This is a genomic window from Streptomyces sp. NPDC090088 (assembly GCF_044747345.1).
GTDB lineage: Bacteria > Actinomycetota > Actinomycetes > Streptomycetales > Streptomycetaceae > Streptomyces.
In genome coordinates this window covers 108873-123775 of record NZ_JBIVDZ010000004.1, presented here as the reverse complement: position 1 = coordinate 123775, position 14903 = coordinate 108873, and the positions used below count along the sequence as shown (strand labels likewise).

The 14903-nt window shown below is 71.7% G+C and carries 14 protein-coding genes and 1 pseudogene; 6 read left to right on the top strand and 9 right to left on the bottom strand.

The genetic code is table 11. The annotated features are described in order from the left end of the window. Positions 1–43: 43 nt before the first annotated feature. From ACIPSJ_RS20730 to ACIPSJ_RS20705, 6 genes are all read right to left on the bottom strand, one after another. The gene (locus ACIPSJ_RS20730; RefSeq protein ID WP_401347589.1) at positions 44–1021 is read right to left on the bottom strand and encodes an SMP-30/gluconolactonase/LRE family protein; all 978 of its coding nucleotides are present in this window, start codon (positions 1019–1021) and stop codon (positions 44–46) included. Positions 1022–1175: 154 nt separating this feature from the next. Beyond that, positions 1176–1628 carry a hypothetical protein gene (locus ACIPSJ_RS20725; protein ID WP_401347587.1) on the bottom strand — a complete coding sequence of 151 codons (453 nt, stop codon included), beginning with the start codon at positions 1626–1628 and terminating at the stop codon, positions 1176–1178. Between the two features lie 40 nt (positions 1629–1668). Continuing rightward, positions 1669–2466, bottom strand: a complete 798-nt coding sequence (locus tag ACIPSJ_RS20720) for a DUF4389 domain-containing protein (protein ID WP_401347585.1) — start codon at positions 2464–2466, stop codon at positions 1669–1671. An 87-nt stretch (positions 2467–2553) separates the two neighbouring features. Next, positions 2554–3330, bottom strand: a complete 777-nt coding sequence (locus ACIPSJ_RS20715; RefSeq protein ID WP_359216267.1) for a polysaccharide lyase family 7 protein — start codon at positions 3328–3330, stop codon at positions 2554–2556. 129 nt (positions 3331–3459) lie between these two features. After that, on the bottom strand, positions 3460–4668 hold the full coding sequence (locus tag ACIPSJ_RS20710; protein ID WP_401347583.1) for a carbohydrate-binding protein: 1209 nt from the start codon (positions 4666–4668) through the stop codon (positions 3460–3462). A gap of 118 nt (positions 4669–4786) precedes the next feature. After that, positions 4787–5530, bottom strand: coding sequence for a YqjF family protein (locus ACIPSJ_RS20705; protein WP_401347582.1), 744 nt, complete (start codon positions 5528–5530; stop codon positions 4787–4789). Positions 5531–5780: 250 nt separating this feature from the next. Here ACIPSJ_RS20705 and ACIPSJ_RS20700 point away from each other — a divergent pair, with 250 nt between their 5' ends. The 4 genes from ACIPSJ_RS20700 to ACIPSJ_RS20685 all read left to right on the top strand — a co-directional run bounded on the left by ACIPSJ_RS20700 (position 5781) and on the right by ACIPSJ_RS20685 (position 11392). Further along, on the top strand, positions 5781–7592 hold the full coding sequence (locus tag ACIPSJ_RS20700) for an FAD-binding dehydrogenase (RefSeq protein ID WP_401347579.1): 1812 nt from the start codon (positions 5781–5783) through the stop codon (positions 7590–7592). 311 nt (positions 7593–7903) lie between these two features. Then, positions 7904–9007, top strand: coding sequence for a GNAT family N-acetyltransferase (locus tag ACIPSJ_RS20695; RefSeq protein WP_359216255.1), 1104 nt, complete (start codon positions 7904–7906; stop codon positions 9005–9007). A 136-nt stretch (positions 9008–9143) separates the two neighbouring features. Further along, a complete protein-coding gene (locus ACIPSJ_RS20690) occupies positions 9144–9968 on the top strand; it encodes a PP2C family protein-serine/threonine phosphatase (RefSeq protein WP_359216251.1) in 825 nt (274 codons plus the stop codon). 419 nt (positions 9969–10387) lie between these two features. Continuing rightward, entirely contained in the window at positions 10388–11392 is a 1005-nt protein-coding gene (locus tag ACIPSJ_RS20685) for an MASE1 domain-containing protein (protein ID WP_359216248.1), read from the top strand. Positions 11393–11435: 43 nt separating this feature from the next. On the opposite strand, the gene ACIPSJ_RS20680 is transcribed toward ACIPSJ_RS20685, so the two are convergent. Together ACIPSJ_RS20680 and ACIPSJ_RS20675 are read right to left on the bottom strand one after the other, a co-directional pair. Next, the gene (locus ACIPSJ_RS20680) at positions 11436–11927 is read right to left on the bottom strand and encodes a peptidylprolyl isomerase (RefSeq protein WP_359216245.1); all 492 of its coding nucleotides are present in this window, start codon (positions 11925–11927) and stop codon (positions 11436–11438) included. An 81-nt stretch (positions 11928–12008) separates the two neighbouring features. Beyond that, positions 12009–12557, bottom strand: coding sequence for an RBBP9/YdeN family alpha/beta hydrolase (locus tag ACIPSJ_RS20675; RefSeq protein WP_401347575.1), 549 nt, complete (start codon positions 12555–12557; stop codon positions 12009–12011). Positions 12558–12680: 123 nt separating this feature from the next. On the opposite strand from ACIPSJ_RS20675, the gene ACIPSJ_RS20670 reads away from it, so the two are divergent. Beyond that, positions 12681–13121, top strand: coding sequence for an Lrp/AsnC family transcriptional regulator (locus ACIPSJ_RS20670; RefSeq protein ID WP_401347573.1), 441 nt, complete (start codon positions 12681–12683; stop codon positions 13119–13121). On the opposite strand, the gene ACIPSJ_RS20665 is transcribed toward ACIPSJ_RS20670, so the two are convergent. Continuing rightward, positions 13118–14038: an SGNH/GDSL hydrolase family protein gene (locus ACIPSJ_RS20665; protein WP_359216237.1), complete on the bottom strand. Its 921-nt coding sequence runs from the start codon at positions 14036–14038 to the stop codon at positions 13118–13120. The genes ACIPSJ_RS20670 and ACIPSJ_RS20665 overlap by 4 nt on opposite strands. A 170-nt stretch (positions 14039–14208) precedes the next feature. Here ACIPSJ_RS20665 and ACIPSJ_RS20660 point away from each other — a divergent pair. Then, a pseudogene (locus ACIPSJ_RS20660) lies at positions 14209–14772 on the top strand (SDR family NAD(P)-dependent oxidoreductase). Positions 14773–14903 lie beyond the last annotated feature (131 nt).

The following is a 14903-nucleotide window of genomic DNA, read 5'->3' as shown; positions in this document are numbered from 1 at the left end:
CCCCGGCGAGGGGAGGACCGGCCAGGACCGGCCCTCCCCTCGGCTACGGGCGGGCGAAGTGGGCGCGCAGCCGCGCCTTCAGCAGGTTGGGGTCCCGCTGCGTGAAGTAGGCGTCGCTCGCCACGAACAGATCCTGGCCGCTCACCGCCAGCGACGTCGGGTTGGACAGACCGTCCTGCACCCCGAGGACGGTGCCGTGGGTGCCGTCCGGGCGGACCAGCGCGACCTCGTTGGACGTGATCAGTGCGGCGAGCACGATGTCCGAGTGCCCGGGGAAGACGAAGTCGTCGACGCCGGGCAGACCGCTCGCCCGCTCCTCGGCGGCGCCCGCCGAGCCGTCCTCGGCGACCGGGATGCGCAGCAGCGTGCCGCGGTCGCTGTTGGTCACCCAGACCGCGTCCTTGTGGACCTTGATCCCGTTGGCGCCGACACCGTCGGCCGTCTGCGGCAGCCCGTCGAGCGCGCCGCCCGCGGCCCACGCCGTCGGCGTGCCGCCGGCCAGCGGAACCCGCCACACCGTGCCCAGGACCGAGTCGGCGGCGTAGAGCACCCCGCGCCGCTCGTCGAGCGCCAGCCCGTTGGGCACCCCGTCCGGCGGCAGCGCGGCGATCTGCTCGGGCGCGCCGCCGCTCGCGGGGATGCGCCAGATGCCCGTCTTGGCGGTGCCGGTGGCGTAGTTGACGTACAGCGTGCCGTCCTCGGCCCGGGCGAGGCCGAGCGTGACGGCGTCATGGACGAGCGGCGTCCTGGGGCGGGACTCGGCGGGCAGGGTCGCCAGCACCCGGATCCGGCGCTCCCGGGTGACCTTGGCGATCTGCCGGGCGGCGGAGAAGGAGACGACCACCGAGCCGTTGCGCTCGGCCACCATGTTCTCGGGGGTCTGCCCGGCAGCCAGGTCGAAGTGGGCGATGACGTGCGGATTCGAGACGTCCGGCCCGCTGCTCGCGGCCGGGGCCGCCGCGATCAGGCCGATCGCGACCGCGGCCGGGGCGACGACGGCCCGGCGGAGGAATCGGGGCATGTGACCTCTTTCGACGGGAGCGCGGAGCTCCGGCGTACCGGTCACACCAAGATGACGCCAGGCCCGCCACGGCTCCCGGCAGCCCCGGCCGGGACGTCGCCCGCCCGGCGCACGGCCTCGCCCCGCTTGCCGCGCAGCCGGGTGACGGCCCCGCTCAGTTCCACATCGGGTAGCTCATGACCTGGGTGTATCCCTCCGGCCTGGCCCCGGAGTAGGTCAGGTTCATCCGCGTGAAGTGCTGCACGTTCGGGTGCTTCGTCCAGGAGGTGGGGCGGTCGAGCTTCACGGTCACCGGGTACTTGTGGAACCTGCCGGCGGCGCAGTACGGCTTGCAGTCGTTGACCACGTTCACGCCCTGGCCGACCGCCGTGCGGTCGTCCCACTGGGTCCAGCGCATGCCGCTGAGGAGGCTGTTGCCGTCGCCGCAGGCCAGCATGAAGTCGGTCGGCCTGAACCGCTGGTGCCAGAGGCAGTCGACGAGCACCGGGTGCTGGGCCGACGCCCGCGTGGCGGACGGTGTCGGCGGTGTCGCGGAGGCCGTCGTCATGCCCGCCGTGAGCAGCAGGGCCGCCCCGAGTCCGATCGCCGTTCCCACCACTGGTCGCATGGTCGCTCCCACCCGTTCGCCGTACATGTTCCCTACGACGCTACGACCGTCCTACGAGATGTACCACTTGCGGCGTATTCGCCAGTCCGTTCTCGTGGTAGTCGCCGCCGCCCCGGGAGCCGACCTGGGCGACCAGGCCGAGCACCAGGAAGACCCAGACCAGGACCTTGGCGGCGGTGTCCAGGACCAGGGGCCGGGTGGCGGAGGCGGCCTTCTCCCCGGCGGCCGGCGCGTCGCCGAGCAGCCCCTTCGGGTAGACGGGCGACAGCATGCTCGCGTACGCGCCGAACCGCATCCGGTAGCGGGCGACCGCCGCCGTCGCCCCGAAGACCGGCCCGGGCAGCCGTCCCCGCACGATCCCGATGATCCAGAAGATCCAGCCGATGGCGAACCAGCCGGTCGCGGCGAGGTTCGCGATGATCGCCGCCGGGATCATCAGGAACAGCCGGAACAGTACCGCGAGCCGGTTCAGCGAGGTGGGCCGCAGCTCGATCCGCACCGGGTAGTCGGGCGCGGTCAGGGCGAACGGCGGGTAGCGGTCGACCAGGAGCATGGAGCTGGCCGCGATCCGGGTCTCGTACGCCAGGTACTTGCCGAGGAACGAGGCGATCGGGTCGGGCAGCCGACCCAGGAAGAGCGCCGCGAACCAGCCCGCCACCGTGGCGAAGAACGCCGCGATGCCCAGCAGGGTGAGCACGACGTACTGCGGGATCAGCAGCAGCCAGCGCAGCAGCACCGTCCAGCGGCGCTGCGGTCCGGGCGGCGGGACGTCCAGCGCGGGCCGCCATTCCGGGCCGTCCGCGGTGACGGGAGGACGTGGTCCCCAGTTCTGAGTCATCGGTCCTCCCGTCGTCCGGCCGCGGCGCGGATGGCATCTCCATCGTGCGGCGGAACCACGGCCCCCGCCAGGCCGGACCAGGCGAACTCAGCCGTGTGTGACGGTCAGTCCGTAGAAGGCGACCCGGGCGCCGTTGGTCGTGCTGTCGGAGGACGACTGGTTGTACGAGCCCGCCTTGAAGTACTGCTTGTACGGGTTGAAGGAGGACGGAATGGCGTAGTGGGTGGTGGTCCCGTTGACGGTCAGGTCGATCGTGTTCCCGCCGGAGACGGCGATGGTGTAGGTCCACGTCTTGCCGATCGGCACATGGCCCACGCTGTGCGAGGTCTGGCCGCCGTCGGGGGAGTTCTCGGTGCCGAGCACGATGTCGCCGTTGGAGCGGTAGTACAGCTCCAGGAGCGGCTTGGTGGAGGAGCCGCCGGTGCCGAGGTGGATCTGGCCCACACACACGTTCTTGGTCACCGAGACCACCCGCAGCGTCGCGCTCATCCGGTGGCTGCCGCTCAGCGACCAGTTCGCGGCGCTGCCGTTCCGGTTCATCTCGCGCAGTTCGGAGCGGGCGTAGTTGGAGTTCGGGGTCGTGACGCCCTTCTCCGGCGCCCAGAACGTCATCGCGCCGTCGCGGGTGTCGGTGTAGAAATACGCGTCCTGGTAGCCGTTCGCGCCCTGCAGCCGGGACGAGGAGATGGTGGTCGGCGAGCCGGGGGAGCCGACCGGCTCCTGGAGCTGCCATATGGACAGGTCGAAGTTGCCGCCGGGGGCGACGTCCGGGTTCGCCGCGTCCGCGCTGCCGCCGAGCAGGACGGTGAGGGCGAGGGCCAGGCCCGCGGCGGTGGGTGCCGCGAGCAGCCGGGAACGGTTCACGTGGGGGGTCCTTTCGCCAGGAGGGGGCGCGCCCGGAGTCCATCGGCGGTTCACACCTGTGAACTCCGGACGCATCCGTAACCCTCGATAGCCGTGAAGCTAAAGGTCCGGACCAACCCCGTCAAGAGGTCAGCAGGCGCCCTCGTCCTGCCAGGGGCCCCATTCGGAGGCGCCGGGCACCTCGTTCTGGGTCCACCACTTGGCCTTCCAGTTGTGGCTGTTGTACGAGACCTCGTTCCCGGCCGTGTACACCGCCGTCGAACTCCACGCCGTCTTGCAGGAGGTGGGCGTCGGGGTCGGGGTGGGCGTGGGGGTGGTGGTCGGCGGGGTGACCCCGGCGAACTTCACCGAGTACTTGGCGAAGTCCCAGGCGCTCTGCGCCACGCTGGAGCAGGTCCCGGACGTGGTGCCGTTGTTGTCGACCGGGGTGCACTGGCGGTCGCGGTTCAGGGACCAGAACGTGAAGCGGTCCATGTTGTGGCTCGTCGCGTAGTCGAGCACGGTCTGGAAGTCGGCCTGGGTGAAGTGCTCGCCGGTGTCGCTGCGGCCGTTCATCCCGGAGAAGCCCTCGTGGGCGTAGGCGGTCGCCTGGTCCCAGCCGAAGGTGGACTGCAGGATCGCGTTGAAGTTGGTGAGCGCGCTGGTCTGCGAGGCCGCCCCGCTGAAACCGCCGTCGAACGGCATGATGGAGAAGTTGTTGGGCGTGAATCCCTGCGACTTCGCCTCCAGCAGCATCTGCTTGCCGAACCAGCCGGTGCCGTCCGCCGTGCCGGCCGTCGTCACCGACACGTACAGGCCGGGGTTGTTCTGCTGGAGGATCTTCGCGGCGCCGATCTCGTTCTTGATCGCCGCGGTGTTCTCGTACTCCGGCTCCTCCAGGTCGAAGTCGATCGCGTGCAGCCCGTACTTGGTGATCACCTGCTGGTAGGCCGCCGCCGTGGAGGCCGCGTCCGCGCAGGTCTGGCCCAGCTTGGTGCCGCCGTAGCCGCCGATGGAGACGGAGACGTCGCCGCCCTTGGCCCGGATTGTGTTGATCACCGACTGGACGGCGGTGTCCGAGGAGACCGCCGCCGTGCCGCCCCAGGTGGGCGAGCAGCCGCCGCCGTTGGGGGCCAGGACGAACGCCAGCTGGAAGGCCTTGAGGCCGCTGGCGTCCATGATGGCGGCCGCGTCCGGCGGGTTGTTGTCCAGTGGCATCAGGTAGGGGGCGGCCGCGTACCACCGGTTGCTCAGCGCGGTGGTCGCGCCCGAGGCGTCGCTCGCGACGAGCGCGGTGGTGCCGGCGGCGGCGAGCGTGACGGCTGCCGCCGCGCCCAGACATGCGCGAAGGGGTCTCACTGGTGCCTCCAGGGGGCCGGGGAGGTGTGGGGTGGGACCCAGCTTCCGGAGGTGTCGCGGTCACGTCAATGAATTGGACTGGACCAAAGCTCACTTTGGACTAGACCATACGATCTCTTTACCTGAGGGGGCGGAGCAGTTCCAGCGTCCCGAACCGCACCTTCACGCCGGGCGACCACAGGACGCTGACCGGCGGCCCGGAGAGCGCCGGCAGGCCTGCCGCCTCGACCAACTCGTCGTCGAGGTCCAGGAGTTCGGCCCGGTGCAGTGGCCAGGCCGGATGCTCGTTCGGCAGGTGCGCGGTGCGGCCGTGCCAGGTCACGTGCAGCCCCCAGCGCGCGGTCAGGAAGTGCTCCAGCGGCGAGGGCTCGGTGATCGGCTCCCCTATGCGTACGACCGCCCGGCTCGTCGCCGCCGGGCGCCGCCGCCGGCAGGTGTAGGTGATCACATCGCCCTCGCGGGTCAGCCTCATCGAGGCCCAGACGTACGGCAGCCGGAACCCCGACCGGCCCACCAGCACGGGGAGCAGCCGGGACGCGTCCAGGGACCTGAACACCACCGCGCGCCGGCCCTGCCCGTCCACCGAGTACAGCCGCACGTTCGTCTCGCAGAAGGTGCCCAGGTACGGCAGACCCGGCCCCGGCCCGAAGCCCGTGCCCCGCATCAGGAACGGGACGAGCCCGACGTACGTGACTCCGTCCAGCGTGTCCGGCCGGGTACCGGCGGGCAGCAGCCCCGCCACCCGCTCCGGCTCCACCGGCCAGTGCAGGAAGGTCAGTTGATGCCACCCCTGGACCATCGTCGGCCACCGTACGGGCCGCGGGGTGGACGGGGTGATGGGCTCGGTCGCCACGGTCTCCATGGCAGAGGGTCCTAGCACGGCGGTGCGAGGCGGCGGGGGGTGGGGTGCGGAGTCGGGCGTGCGGAGGGCGGGGGTGCGGAGTGCGGGGGGCCCGCGTCCAAAGCGGCGGTCAAGAACCGGCATATCCAGGTAACGCAGAACTCTGGTCGCCGCCCACGAGCATGGGCTACCGTCGGTAACACCCTGCCGCCCCGGCAGTCCCAGCCTTGTCTCCCGCACCGCCCGCATCCGTACGGAAGGCAGCCCCACCATGGAGAATCCCAGCGCGGTCGCGGACGCGGCCGACAGCTCCGAGCAGGAGTCCCGGTTCAGCCGGCGCCAGGTGCTGACGGTCGCCGGCGGCGCGCTCGCCGGCCTGACCCTCGGCCAGGCGGGGGCGTTCGCCGCCGAGTCGCAGGACGCGGACGCGATCGTCGTCGGCCACGGCCTCGCCGGACTGGTCGCGACCGCCGAACTCGCCGCCGCCGGCCGCAAGGTGCTGCTGCTCGACCAGGAACCGGAGGCCAGCCTGGGCGGCCAGGCGTTCTGGTCCTTCGGCGGACTGTTCCTCGTCGACTCCGACGAACAGCGGCTGATGGGGGTCAAGGACTCCCATGACCTCGCCTGGCAGGACTGGCTCGGCACGGCCGGCTTCGACCGGGGGATCGGCGACCCGAACGGCCAGGACTACTGGGCCTACAAGTGGGCCCAGTCCTATGTGGAGTTCGCCTCCGGGGAGAAGCGGTCCTGGCTCTCCGGACTCGGCGTGCAGTGGTTCCCGATCGTCGGCTGGGCCGAGCGCGGCGGCGGTCTCGCCGACGGCCACGGCAACTCCGTGCCCCGCTTCCACGTCACCTGGGGCACCGGCCCCGCCGTCGTCGAACCCTTCGAGAAGAAGGTGCGGGCGGCGGTCGCCGCCGGCAAGGTGACCTTCAAGTTCCGCTACCGGGTCGACGGGTTGGTGACCACCGGCGGTGCGGTGACCGGGGTGCGGGGCGCGGTCCTGGAGCCCAGCGGCGCGGCCCGCGGCACCGCCAGCTCCCGTACCGTCGTGGGCGACTTCGAGCTGCGGGCGCCGGTCGTCGTGGTCACCTCGGGCGGTATCGGCGCCAACCACGATCTCGTACGGCAGAACTGGCCGGCCCGGCTCGGCACCCCGCCCAAGTCCATGGTCACCGGGGTGCCCGCGCACGTGGACGGCCGCATGCTCGGCATCACGGAACAGGCGGGCGGCCGGATCGTCAACCCCGACCGGATGTGGCACTACACCGAGGGCCTGCGCAACTACGCCCCGATCTGGCCGAACCACGGCATCCGCATCCTGCCCGGCCCCTCCTCGATGTGGTTCGACGCGAAGGGCCGCCGCTTCAACACCCCCGACATCCCGGGCTACGACACCCTGCACACGCTCGGATCGATCACCGCCTCCGGCTACGACTACTCCTGGTTCGTCACGACCCAGAAGATTCTCGCCAAGGAGTTCGCGCTCTCCGGCTCCGAACAGAACCCCGACCTCACCAACAAGAACATCTGGCAACTGCTGTCCCGGATCTGGCAGACCCCGGAGCCCATCGAGAAGTTCAAGAAGAACGGCGTCGACTTCGTGGTCGCCGACAACCTCACCGACCTCGTCACCGGCATGAACAAGCTGACCGGCGACAACCTCATCGACCTCGCCGACCTGAAACGGCAGATCGAGGCGCGCGACCGCGAGATCGACAACCCGTACACCAAGGACGTCCAGGTCATGGGCATCCGCAACGCCCTCGACTACATCGGCGACTCGCTCAGCCGCACCGCCTCGATCCACCGGATCCTGGACACCGGCGCCGGCCCGCTCATCGCCGTCCGGCTGAACATCCTCACCCGCAAGACCCTGGGCGGCCTCCAGACCGACCTGTCCGGACGGGTCCTGAACAGCAGCGGGGTGCCCGTACCCGGTCTGTACGCCGCCGGCGAGGTCGCCGGCTTCGGCGGCGGCGGGGTGCACGGCTACCGCTCGCTGGAGGGGACCTTCCTCGGCGGCTGCCTCTTCTCCGGCCGCCAGACGGGACGCGCGGCGGCCGCGGCGACCGCGACCTGACGGAAAGGGCCGGGAAAGTCCGAGTCACCCCACCCCCAACCTGCCCCGAGAGTGGCACCCTTGACAGCGTGCGTACTGTTTCGCGACGTTTGAGCGACACCTCCGGACCGGCGACCCGCTCGCCGGTCACGGACCAAAGGTGTACGGCGGGGAACAGGAGCTGTTCCTGGTAACGGCAGAACGCGGAATTCGCGTTATGGGGGGAGAGCGGTCGCCCATGCGATCCAGAGGCCAGTGCAGAGGTCCGTCCGGGAGCCGGTCCCGGAATCATGTGCCACACACCTCGTCAGCCGAGGGGCGGTTGATCTGAGGTGGACATCACGATCCACAGACCCGGCGAGCTGACCCAGCCGCTCCGCCGGGCCTGGCACCACGCGATGGACGAGTCGCCGGAGTACGCCAACCCTTTTCTGGCTCCGGAGTTCGCGATCGGCGTGGGCAAGCACCGCTCCGGGGTACGGGTGGCGGTCCTGCGTGAGGGCGGGGAGCCGGTCGGCTTCCTCCCGTACGAACGCAACGCGCTGGGCGTCGGCCGGGCCGTCGGGCTCGGGCTCTCCGACTGCCAGGCGCTGGTGCACCGGCCCGGGGTCACCTGGGACGCCCAGGAACTGCTGGGCGCGTGCGGGATGTCGATCTTCGAGTTCGATCATCTGGTCGCCGAGCAGAGACCTTTCGCCCCGCATGTCACCGGCACCTTCGCCTCGCCGGTGATCGATGTGAAACCCGGGGACGGCGGCTACCCCGAGTGGCTGCGCGCCACCTACCCGGGCCTGGCGAAGACCACGCTGAAGAAGGAACGGCGCCTCGGCCGCGACATCGGCGAGCTGCGCTTCGAGTTCGACGAGCGCGACCCGGCGGCCCTGCGCACCCTGATGCGCTGGAAGTCCGCCCAGTACCGGCGGACCGGACGCATGGACCGCTTCGCCCGCCCCTGGATCGTCGACCTCGTGGACCACCTCTTCCACGTCCGCGAGGACCACTTCACCGGCGTGCTGTCCGTGCTCTACGCCGGCGACCGGCCGGTGGCCGCGCACTTCGGCCCGCGGTCCGGCACCGTGCTCGCCGCCTGGTTCACCGCGTACGACCCCGAACTGCACTACTACTCACCCGGGTTGATGATGCACCTGCGCACGGCCGAGGCCGCGGCGCGCGGTGGCGTCACCCTGGTGGACCTCGGGCGGGGCGACAAGGAGTACAAGGACTGGCTCAAGACCCGCGAGCTGCGGGTGGGCGAGGGCTTCGCCACCCGGGCCCACCCGGTGGCCACGGCGCACCGGCTGTGGCGCCGCCCGGTCCGCGGACTGCGCAACACCGTCCTCGCCCATCCGCGGCTGCGCGACCCGGCGGACCGGCTGCTGAAGACGGTCGGCACCCTGCGCGCCTCCCGCCGGGCCGACGGCCTGCGCAAGGGGTGACCGCGGCGTGCCCCGGCGGCGGCCGACCGCGCCCGGCCGCCGCCGACCGCTTGTCCGCTCTTCGCACTATGATCCTGTAAAGGTAAAAATCCAGGGGTCTGTCCTGGAAGGGCTGTCTCCCCGGCCGGAGTGATCCATGCCCCGCAAGCGCGCGATGGACGACGAGCTGCTGGTCAGACTCAGGTCGCTCACCGCCCAGGCGCGCGAGCGGGCCGAGTACCAGCGCTCGCAGGTCGAGCTGGCCATCGCCCTCCAGCGCGGCATGCTGCCCCGGGACCTGCCCGAGACCCCACGCTTCCATCTGGCCGTCCGGTACGCGCCCGCCTGCTACGGGCTGAACGTGGGCGGCGACTGGTACGACGCCTTCACGCTGCCCGACGGCCGCATCGGCCTGGCCATCGGCGACGTCCAGGGGCACAACATCGAGGCGGCCGCCTTCATGGGCCAGGTCAGGGCGGCCCTGCGGGCCCTCGCCTCGGTGACCGGCGAGCCGGACGAGCTGCTCGCCCGGACGAACGACCTGCTGGTCTCCCTGGGCAGCGAGCTCTTCGCCACCTGCACCTTCATGCGGCTCGACCCGGACACCGGGGTGCTGGAGAGCGCCCGGGCCGGCCACATCCCGTTCGTCTGGGCCACCGCCGACGGGAAGTCCGGGGTCGCCGAGGACGAGGGCGGGCCGCCGCTGGGCATCGAACCCGGCGTCGCGTACCCGGTGTCCCGGTACCGGTTCACCACCGGAGGCATGTTCGTGCTGCTCACGGACGGGGTGGTGGAGGGTCCGTCGATGACCGTCGAGGAGGGGCTCGCCCAGGTGGTGCGGCTCGCCGGTGTCGCCGCCGTGGCCGGCCTGGAGGCGCAGTCGCTGGCCGCCGCCGTGATCAAGGGCGCGGAACGGGTCGGCCACGAGGACGACGCGGCCGTCCTGGTCGTGGGCCACGACGGCCTGGACCGCCCGCCCTGACACCCACCACACCGGCCCGACGACAGACCGCAGAACCGTCCACCCACGCTCTGCCCCCCGGCCGCGGAGCCCTCGGGTCCCGCCCGGCACCCCGGCTGCGCAGTTCTTGGCGCCTGTCCGGTACCCCAGCCACCGGGTCCTTGGCGCCTGTCCGGCACCCGGCTGCGGAGTCCTCGGGTCCCGCTCGGTACTCCAGCCGCCGGGTCCTCGGCGGCTGCCCGGTACTCCGGCTGCGGAGTCCTCGGGTCCCGCTCGGTACTCCAGCCGCCGGGTCCTCGGCGGCTGCCCGGTACTCCGGCTGCGGAGTTCTCGGGTCCCGCCCGGCATTCCAGCCGCCGGGTCCTCGGCGGCTGCCCGGCACCCCGGGCGTGGGTGGCTCCCGCTCGCCGAGCGGGCCGCCTCGGTGTCTGATGGCTGCTGTGGTGGGTATTCAGGAGCTGCGCCGCCCGGCCGTCCTCGCCCTGCGGACGCTGGCCGTCGCCACCTGCTACTACGCGGCGGGCCAGCTCGGCCTGCTGTGCCGGCTCACGGTCGAGCACGCGGTCTTCACCCCCATCTATCCGTCGACCGGCGTGGCGGTGGCCTGTCTGCTCGTCCTCGGCCTGGGCTGCTGGCCGGGCATCACGCTCGGCGCCTTCTTCCTCGTCCTGTCCCTCGGCCCGCCCGAGCCCGCCACCGTGGGCATCCTGGTCGGCAACACGGCCGGGCCCGTCTGCGCGTATCTGATGCTGCGCCGGGCCGGTTTCCGCACCGACCTGAGCCGGCTGCGGGACGGCCTCGCGCTGGTGTTCCTCGGGGCGTTCACCGCCATGGTGGTCAGCACCACCATCGACGTGGTCACCCTGCTGCTCGCCGGCAAACTCCCCGCGAGCAGTTTCTGGCCGATCTGGCTGGCCTGGTGGGTCGGCGACGCGATGGGCGTGCTGATCGTCACCCCGTTCCTGCTGGTGCTGCTGGGGGCCCGGGGGCTGCCCTCGACGGCCCGCTGGAAGGAGGCCCTGGCCCTCGCGGTCGTCGCCGCCGTCCTGGTCCCGGTGGCCACGCACAGCAACCTGAGCGCGCTCTTCCTCGTCTATCCCCTGCTGATCTGGGCGGCCCTGCGGTTCCGGCTGGCGGGGAGCGTGCTGTGCGCCCTGTTCACCTCGGTCATGGCCACGGTCGCCGCGACGGACGGCATCGGCGCCTTCGCCGGGCTGTCCCAGGTCGAGGTGATGCTGAAGCTGCAGTTGTTCAACGGCGCGCTGGCGCTGACCGCGCTGCTGCTGTCGGCCGTCATCACCGAGCAGCGCACCACCCGGCTCTCCGTCGAGGAGGCCTGCCAGGAGCTGGCCGAGGTCCTGGAGCACCTCACCGCGCACGACACCCCCGCCGGGCGAGCCCCGCCGGGGGCCGCCGAGCCGAGACGGGAGAACGACGAACGGTGACCGGGCGGGCGCCCGGTCACCGTCGCGGTGGATCGGTCCGTGATCAGACGGTGCCGCTCGCCGTGATCTTGATCTCGGCCTTGGTGGCGCCGCTGCGGGAGCCGTAGCTCTCGATCTTGTCGACGAGGTCCGAGCCCTCGACGACCTCGCCGAAGACCACGTGCTTGCCGTCCAGCCACGGGGTCAGCGCCGTGGTGACGAAGAACTGCGAGCCGTTGGTGTTCGGGCCCGCGTTGGCCATGCTCAGCAGGTACTTGCGGTCGTGCTTGAGCTCGAAGTTCTCGTCCTTGAACTTCTCGCCGTAGATGCTCTTGCCGCCGGTGCCGTCACCGCGCGTGAAGTCGCCGCCCTGGAGCATGAACTCGGGGATGACCCGGTGGAAGCCGGAACCGGCGTAACCGAAGCCGTGCTGCCCGGTGGCGAGCTCGCGGAAGTTGCGGGCCGTGTCGGGCACCACCTTGTCGAACAGGCTGAACACGATCCGGCCGGCCGGCTCGTTGTTGATCGAGATGTCGAAATAAACGTTGTCGCTCATGCAGGTCAACCTATCGCGAACCGTCCGTGGGTCCCTCCCAAGGGGCCGGACCGCCCGCGGTGTCGGCCCCGCGGGGGCGGCTCAGCCCTCCACCAGCGTCCGCAGCAGTTCCCGGCCGGCCGGCCAGTCGCCGAGCCCGCTCGCGGAGTTGAGGTGCCCGTGCGCGCCGACGGAACGCCGGGGTGCCCGCCAGCCCGAGGCCAGCGCGGCGGAGGCCGTGGCATCGCCGTACGGGTCGTCGTCGCTCGCCACCACCAGGGCCGGGCAGGGCAGCGGACGGGCGGACAGTTCCAGGAACGTCGGTGCCGCCGCAGCCGGGAACGCCGGTCCCCGGGGGTCGGGCGGCGCGGCCAGGAACGCCGACACCCCCGCGGGCCGTACCCGCTCCAGCCATGCGGCGGCCGCCCAGCAGCCCAGGCTGTGCGCCACCAGCACCACCCGGCCGGCGCCCCGCGCCACGGCGGTGTCGTGGGCGGCCCGTACCGCGTCCACCCAGTCCGCCAGCTCCGGCCGGGTCCAGGACCCCGGGGCGATCCGCACCGCCGTCTCCCCCCACGCCCGCTCCCACCGGCTCTGCCAGTGCCCGTCGTCCGACCCGTCGATCCCGGGGATGATGACGTACGCGATCATCGCCGACCGCCCTTTCCCTCGTGACCCGGCGCTCACCGGGCCCGTCCTGCGGGCGATTCTGAGGGAAGCAGTGGCCGCGATCCGGCTCCGCAAGTGATCCAGAGGAAAGTGGGGACGACGACGATGGAATCACTCGACGACATCGACCGCGCCATCCTGGAGCTGCTCCAGACCGAGGGCCGGCTCACCGGGGCCGAGGTGGGGCGGCGGGTCGGGCTCTCCCAGCCGGCGGCGGGCGCCCGCATCCAGCGGCTGGAGAAGGCCGGCGTCATCACCGGCTACCGGGCCGTCGTCGCCGCCCCCGCGCTCGGGCTGAACATCCACGCCGTCGTCCGGCTGCGCACCACGCATGCCCAGCTGCCGAAGGCGCTCGCCCTCGCCGACCGGATCCCGGAGGTCGTCTCGACGCTCCGGGTGACCGGCGAGGACTGCCTGCTCTTCGACGTGCACTGCACCCACGCCGAACGCCTGGAGGAGGTGGTGGACTCGCTGGCCCGCCACGGCCCGGTCACCACCTCCCTCGTGCTGCGCAGCTACCCGCACAAGCCGCTGCCCACCCCCTAGTGACGCGCGCCGAGACGCTCCAGCACGGCCTGGGCCATGGCCGCCTCGCCCTTGGCGTTGGGATGGGCGGGAGCCGCCGGTGAGGTCGGCCGGAGGGGCTCGATCCAGCGGTCGGCGGGGGCCTTGCACATGTCGTGGCCGACGGTCGGGCCGTAGGTGTCCACGTACCGGGCGCCGTTCCAGGCGGCGACCAGGCGCAGCATCAGGTTCAGCCGCTTCCCGGTGTCCCGCAGGTAGGGGAAGTCCTTGGCGGCGAAGGGCACGGTCGGGTAGCAGCCGCTGCCGTCGTCGGGCAGCAGGTCGGGGTAGCCGACGACCAGGATCCGGGCGTGCGGGGCCCGGGCGCGGATCGCCCGCAGCACCTTGTCGACCTTCGGCGCGGTCTGCGCGATGTTGAGCACCAGCTGGTCGGTGCCGGAGGCGTTGTAGTACTGCTGGCAGGGGTTGCCGGTCAGATCCTTGGAGCTGAGGGCCGCGCAGGTGCCGATGATGGAGCTGAAGCCCACGTCGTTGCCGCCGATCTGGACCGTCACCAGGTCGGTGTCCCGCTGGACGGCGTCCAGCTGGGGGCCGTTGGTGCCCTGCGCCTTCCACATCTCCGCGGTCGTCGCACCGGAACAGCTCACGTCCTTGAACGCGCTGACGTGCCGCGCCGCCGCTACCAGCGAGGGGTAGTTGTGGTCGGAGCGGGCACAGTTGGCGTCCACCTGCGTGGGGATGAGCGGGCCCGAGGTGTAGGAGTCGCCGAGCGCCACATAGCTGGTGCCGTGGTCGTGGCCGGACCCGTGGCCGCCGCCGTGCGCCGCGGCCGGAGTGGTGGAGGCGGCCACCAGGGCGCAGCCGCCCAGCGCCGCCGCGACCGTGGCCTTCCGCCGGTGCCGTCTCGCCGAACCGTCCGACGGGGTGCCGTACGCCATGGAAATCCCCCCTGCGCGAGGACGCGCACGGAACCGGTCCCGACGGGTGGCCCGTACGCGTGTGTCGGGGGTCTGTATACCGCCCGGTAGGAGTCCGTAGCCAGGGGTCGGACGCAATGAACTTGATCGAGTAACTACCGCTGCCCGCAAGGCGATAGGGGCCGCCGGGGGTGCGGGTGGCCCACTCCGCGATCGAAGACGGAAAACGATCGGTTTACTATGGCCGCAACGGATGGAAACCGATCTCCCACCCCGACGCGGTGGCGCTGCCCCTGGAGGTCACCGACCCCGGCTCCGTGGCCGCCGTCGTCGAGCGGGCGCAGGACGTCACGGTCCTGGTCAGCAATGCCGGGATCGCCCTCGGCACCCAGTTCCTGACCTCGCCGCTCGACGGCATCCGCCGCATCCTGAACGTCCACTCGGTGCTGTCCCGGGTCGCCGAGGGCGGCGCCTACAGCGCCTCCAAGGCGGCCTTCCGGTCGTAGGCCAACGGCCTGCGCCTCGCGCTCAAGCCGCGTGGCATCGGCGTCACCGGCCCGCACATGGGCTATGTGGACACCGACATGGCCGCGCATGCCGAGGGGCCCAAGGCCGAGCCGGAGGATATCGCCGCTGCGGCCCTCGACGGTGTCGAGTCGGACGCCTACGAGGTGCTCGCCGACGACATCACCCACTGGGTCGAGGGCGCCCTGTCCGGCGACCTCGCCGCCGTGTACGCGCGGCGCGGCCTGTGACAGGGCCGGCAACCGCCCCGCGACCGTCCCTGTGACGTGCCGCGGGGCGGCCACGGCCGAGAAATACGCTCCCGAAGGCTTGTCGCCCGGTTGCCTCACCACTTAAATCAAAACCTGAACTAAGCCGTGGG

What these genes read in the sequence shown, in the direction of transcription:
- ACIPSJ_RS20700 (WP_401347579.1), top strand. Translation starts at nt 5,781, where the DNA reads ATGGAGAATCCCAGCGCGGTCGCGGACGCGGCCGACAGCTCCGAGCAG.
- ACIPSJ_RS20730 (WP_401347589.1), bottom strand. Translation starts at nt 1,021, where the DNA reads ATGCCCCGATTCCTCCGCCGGGCCGTCGTCGCCCCGGCCGCGGTCGCG.
- ACIPSJ_RS20690 (WP_359216251.1), top strand. Translation starts at nt 9,144, where the DNA reads ATGCCCCGCAAGCGCGCGATGGACGACGAGCTGCTGGTCAGACTCAGG.
- ACIPSJ_RS20670 (WP_401347573.1), top strand. Translation starts at nt 12,681, where the DNA reads ATGGAATCACTCGACGACATCGACCGCGCCATCCTGGAGCTGCTCCAG.
- ACIPSJ_RS20725 (WP_401347587.1), bottom strand. Translation starts at nt 1,628, where the DNA reads ATGCGACCAGTGGTGGGAACGGCGATCGGACTCGGGGCGGCCCTGCTG.
- ACIPSJ_RS20675 (WP_401347575.1), bottom strand. Translation starts at nt 12,557, where the DNA reads ATGATCGCGTACGTCATCATCCCCGGGATCGACGGGTCGGACGACGGG.
- ACIPSJ_RS20665 (WP_359216237.1), bottom strand. Translation starts at nt 14,038, where the DNA reads ATGGCGTACGGCACCCCGTCGGACGGTTCGGCGAGACGGCACCGGCGG.
- ACIPSJ_RS20720 (WP_401347585.1), bottom strand. Translation starts at nt 2,466, where the DNA reads ATGACTCAGAACTGGGGACCACGTCCTCCCGTCACCGCGGACGGCCCG.
- ACIPSJ_RS20705 (WP_401347582.1), bottom strand. Translation starts at nt 5,530, where the DNA reads ATGGAGACCGTGGCGACCGAGCCCATCACCCCGTCCACCCCGCGGCCC.
- ACIPSJ_RS20680 (WP_359216245.1), bottom strand. Translation starts at nt 11,927, where the DNA reads ATGAGCGACAACGTTTATTTCGACATCTCGATCAACAACGAGCCGGCC.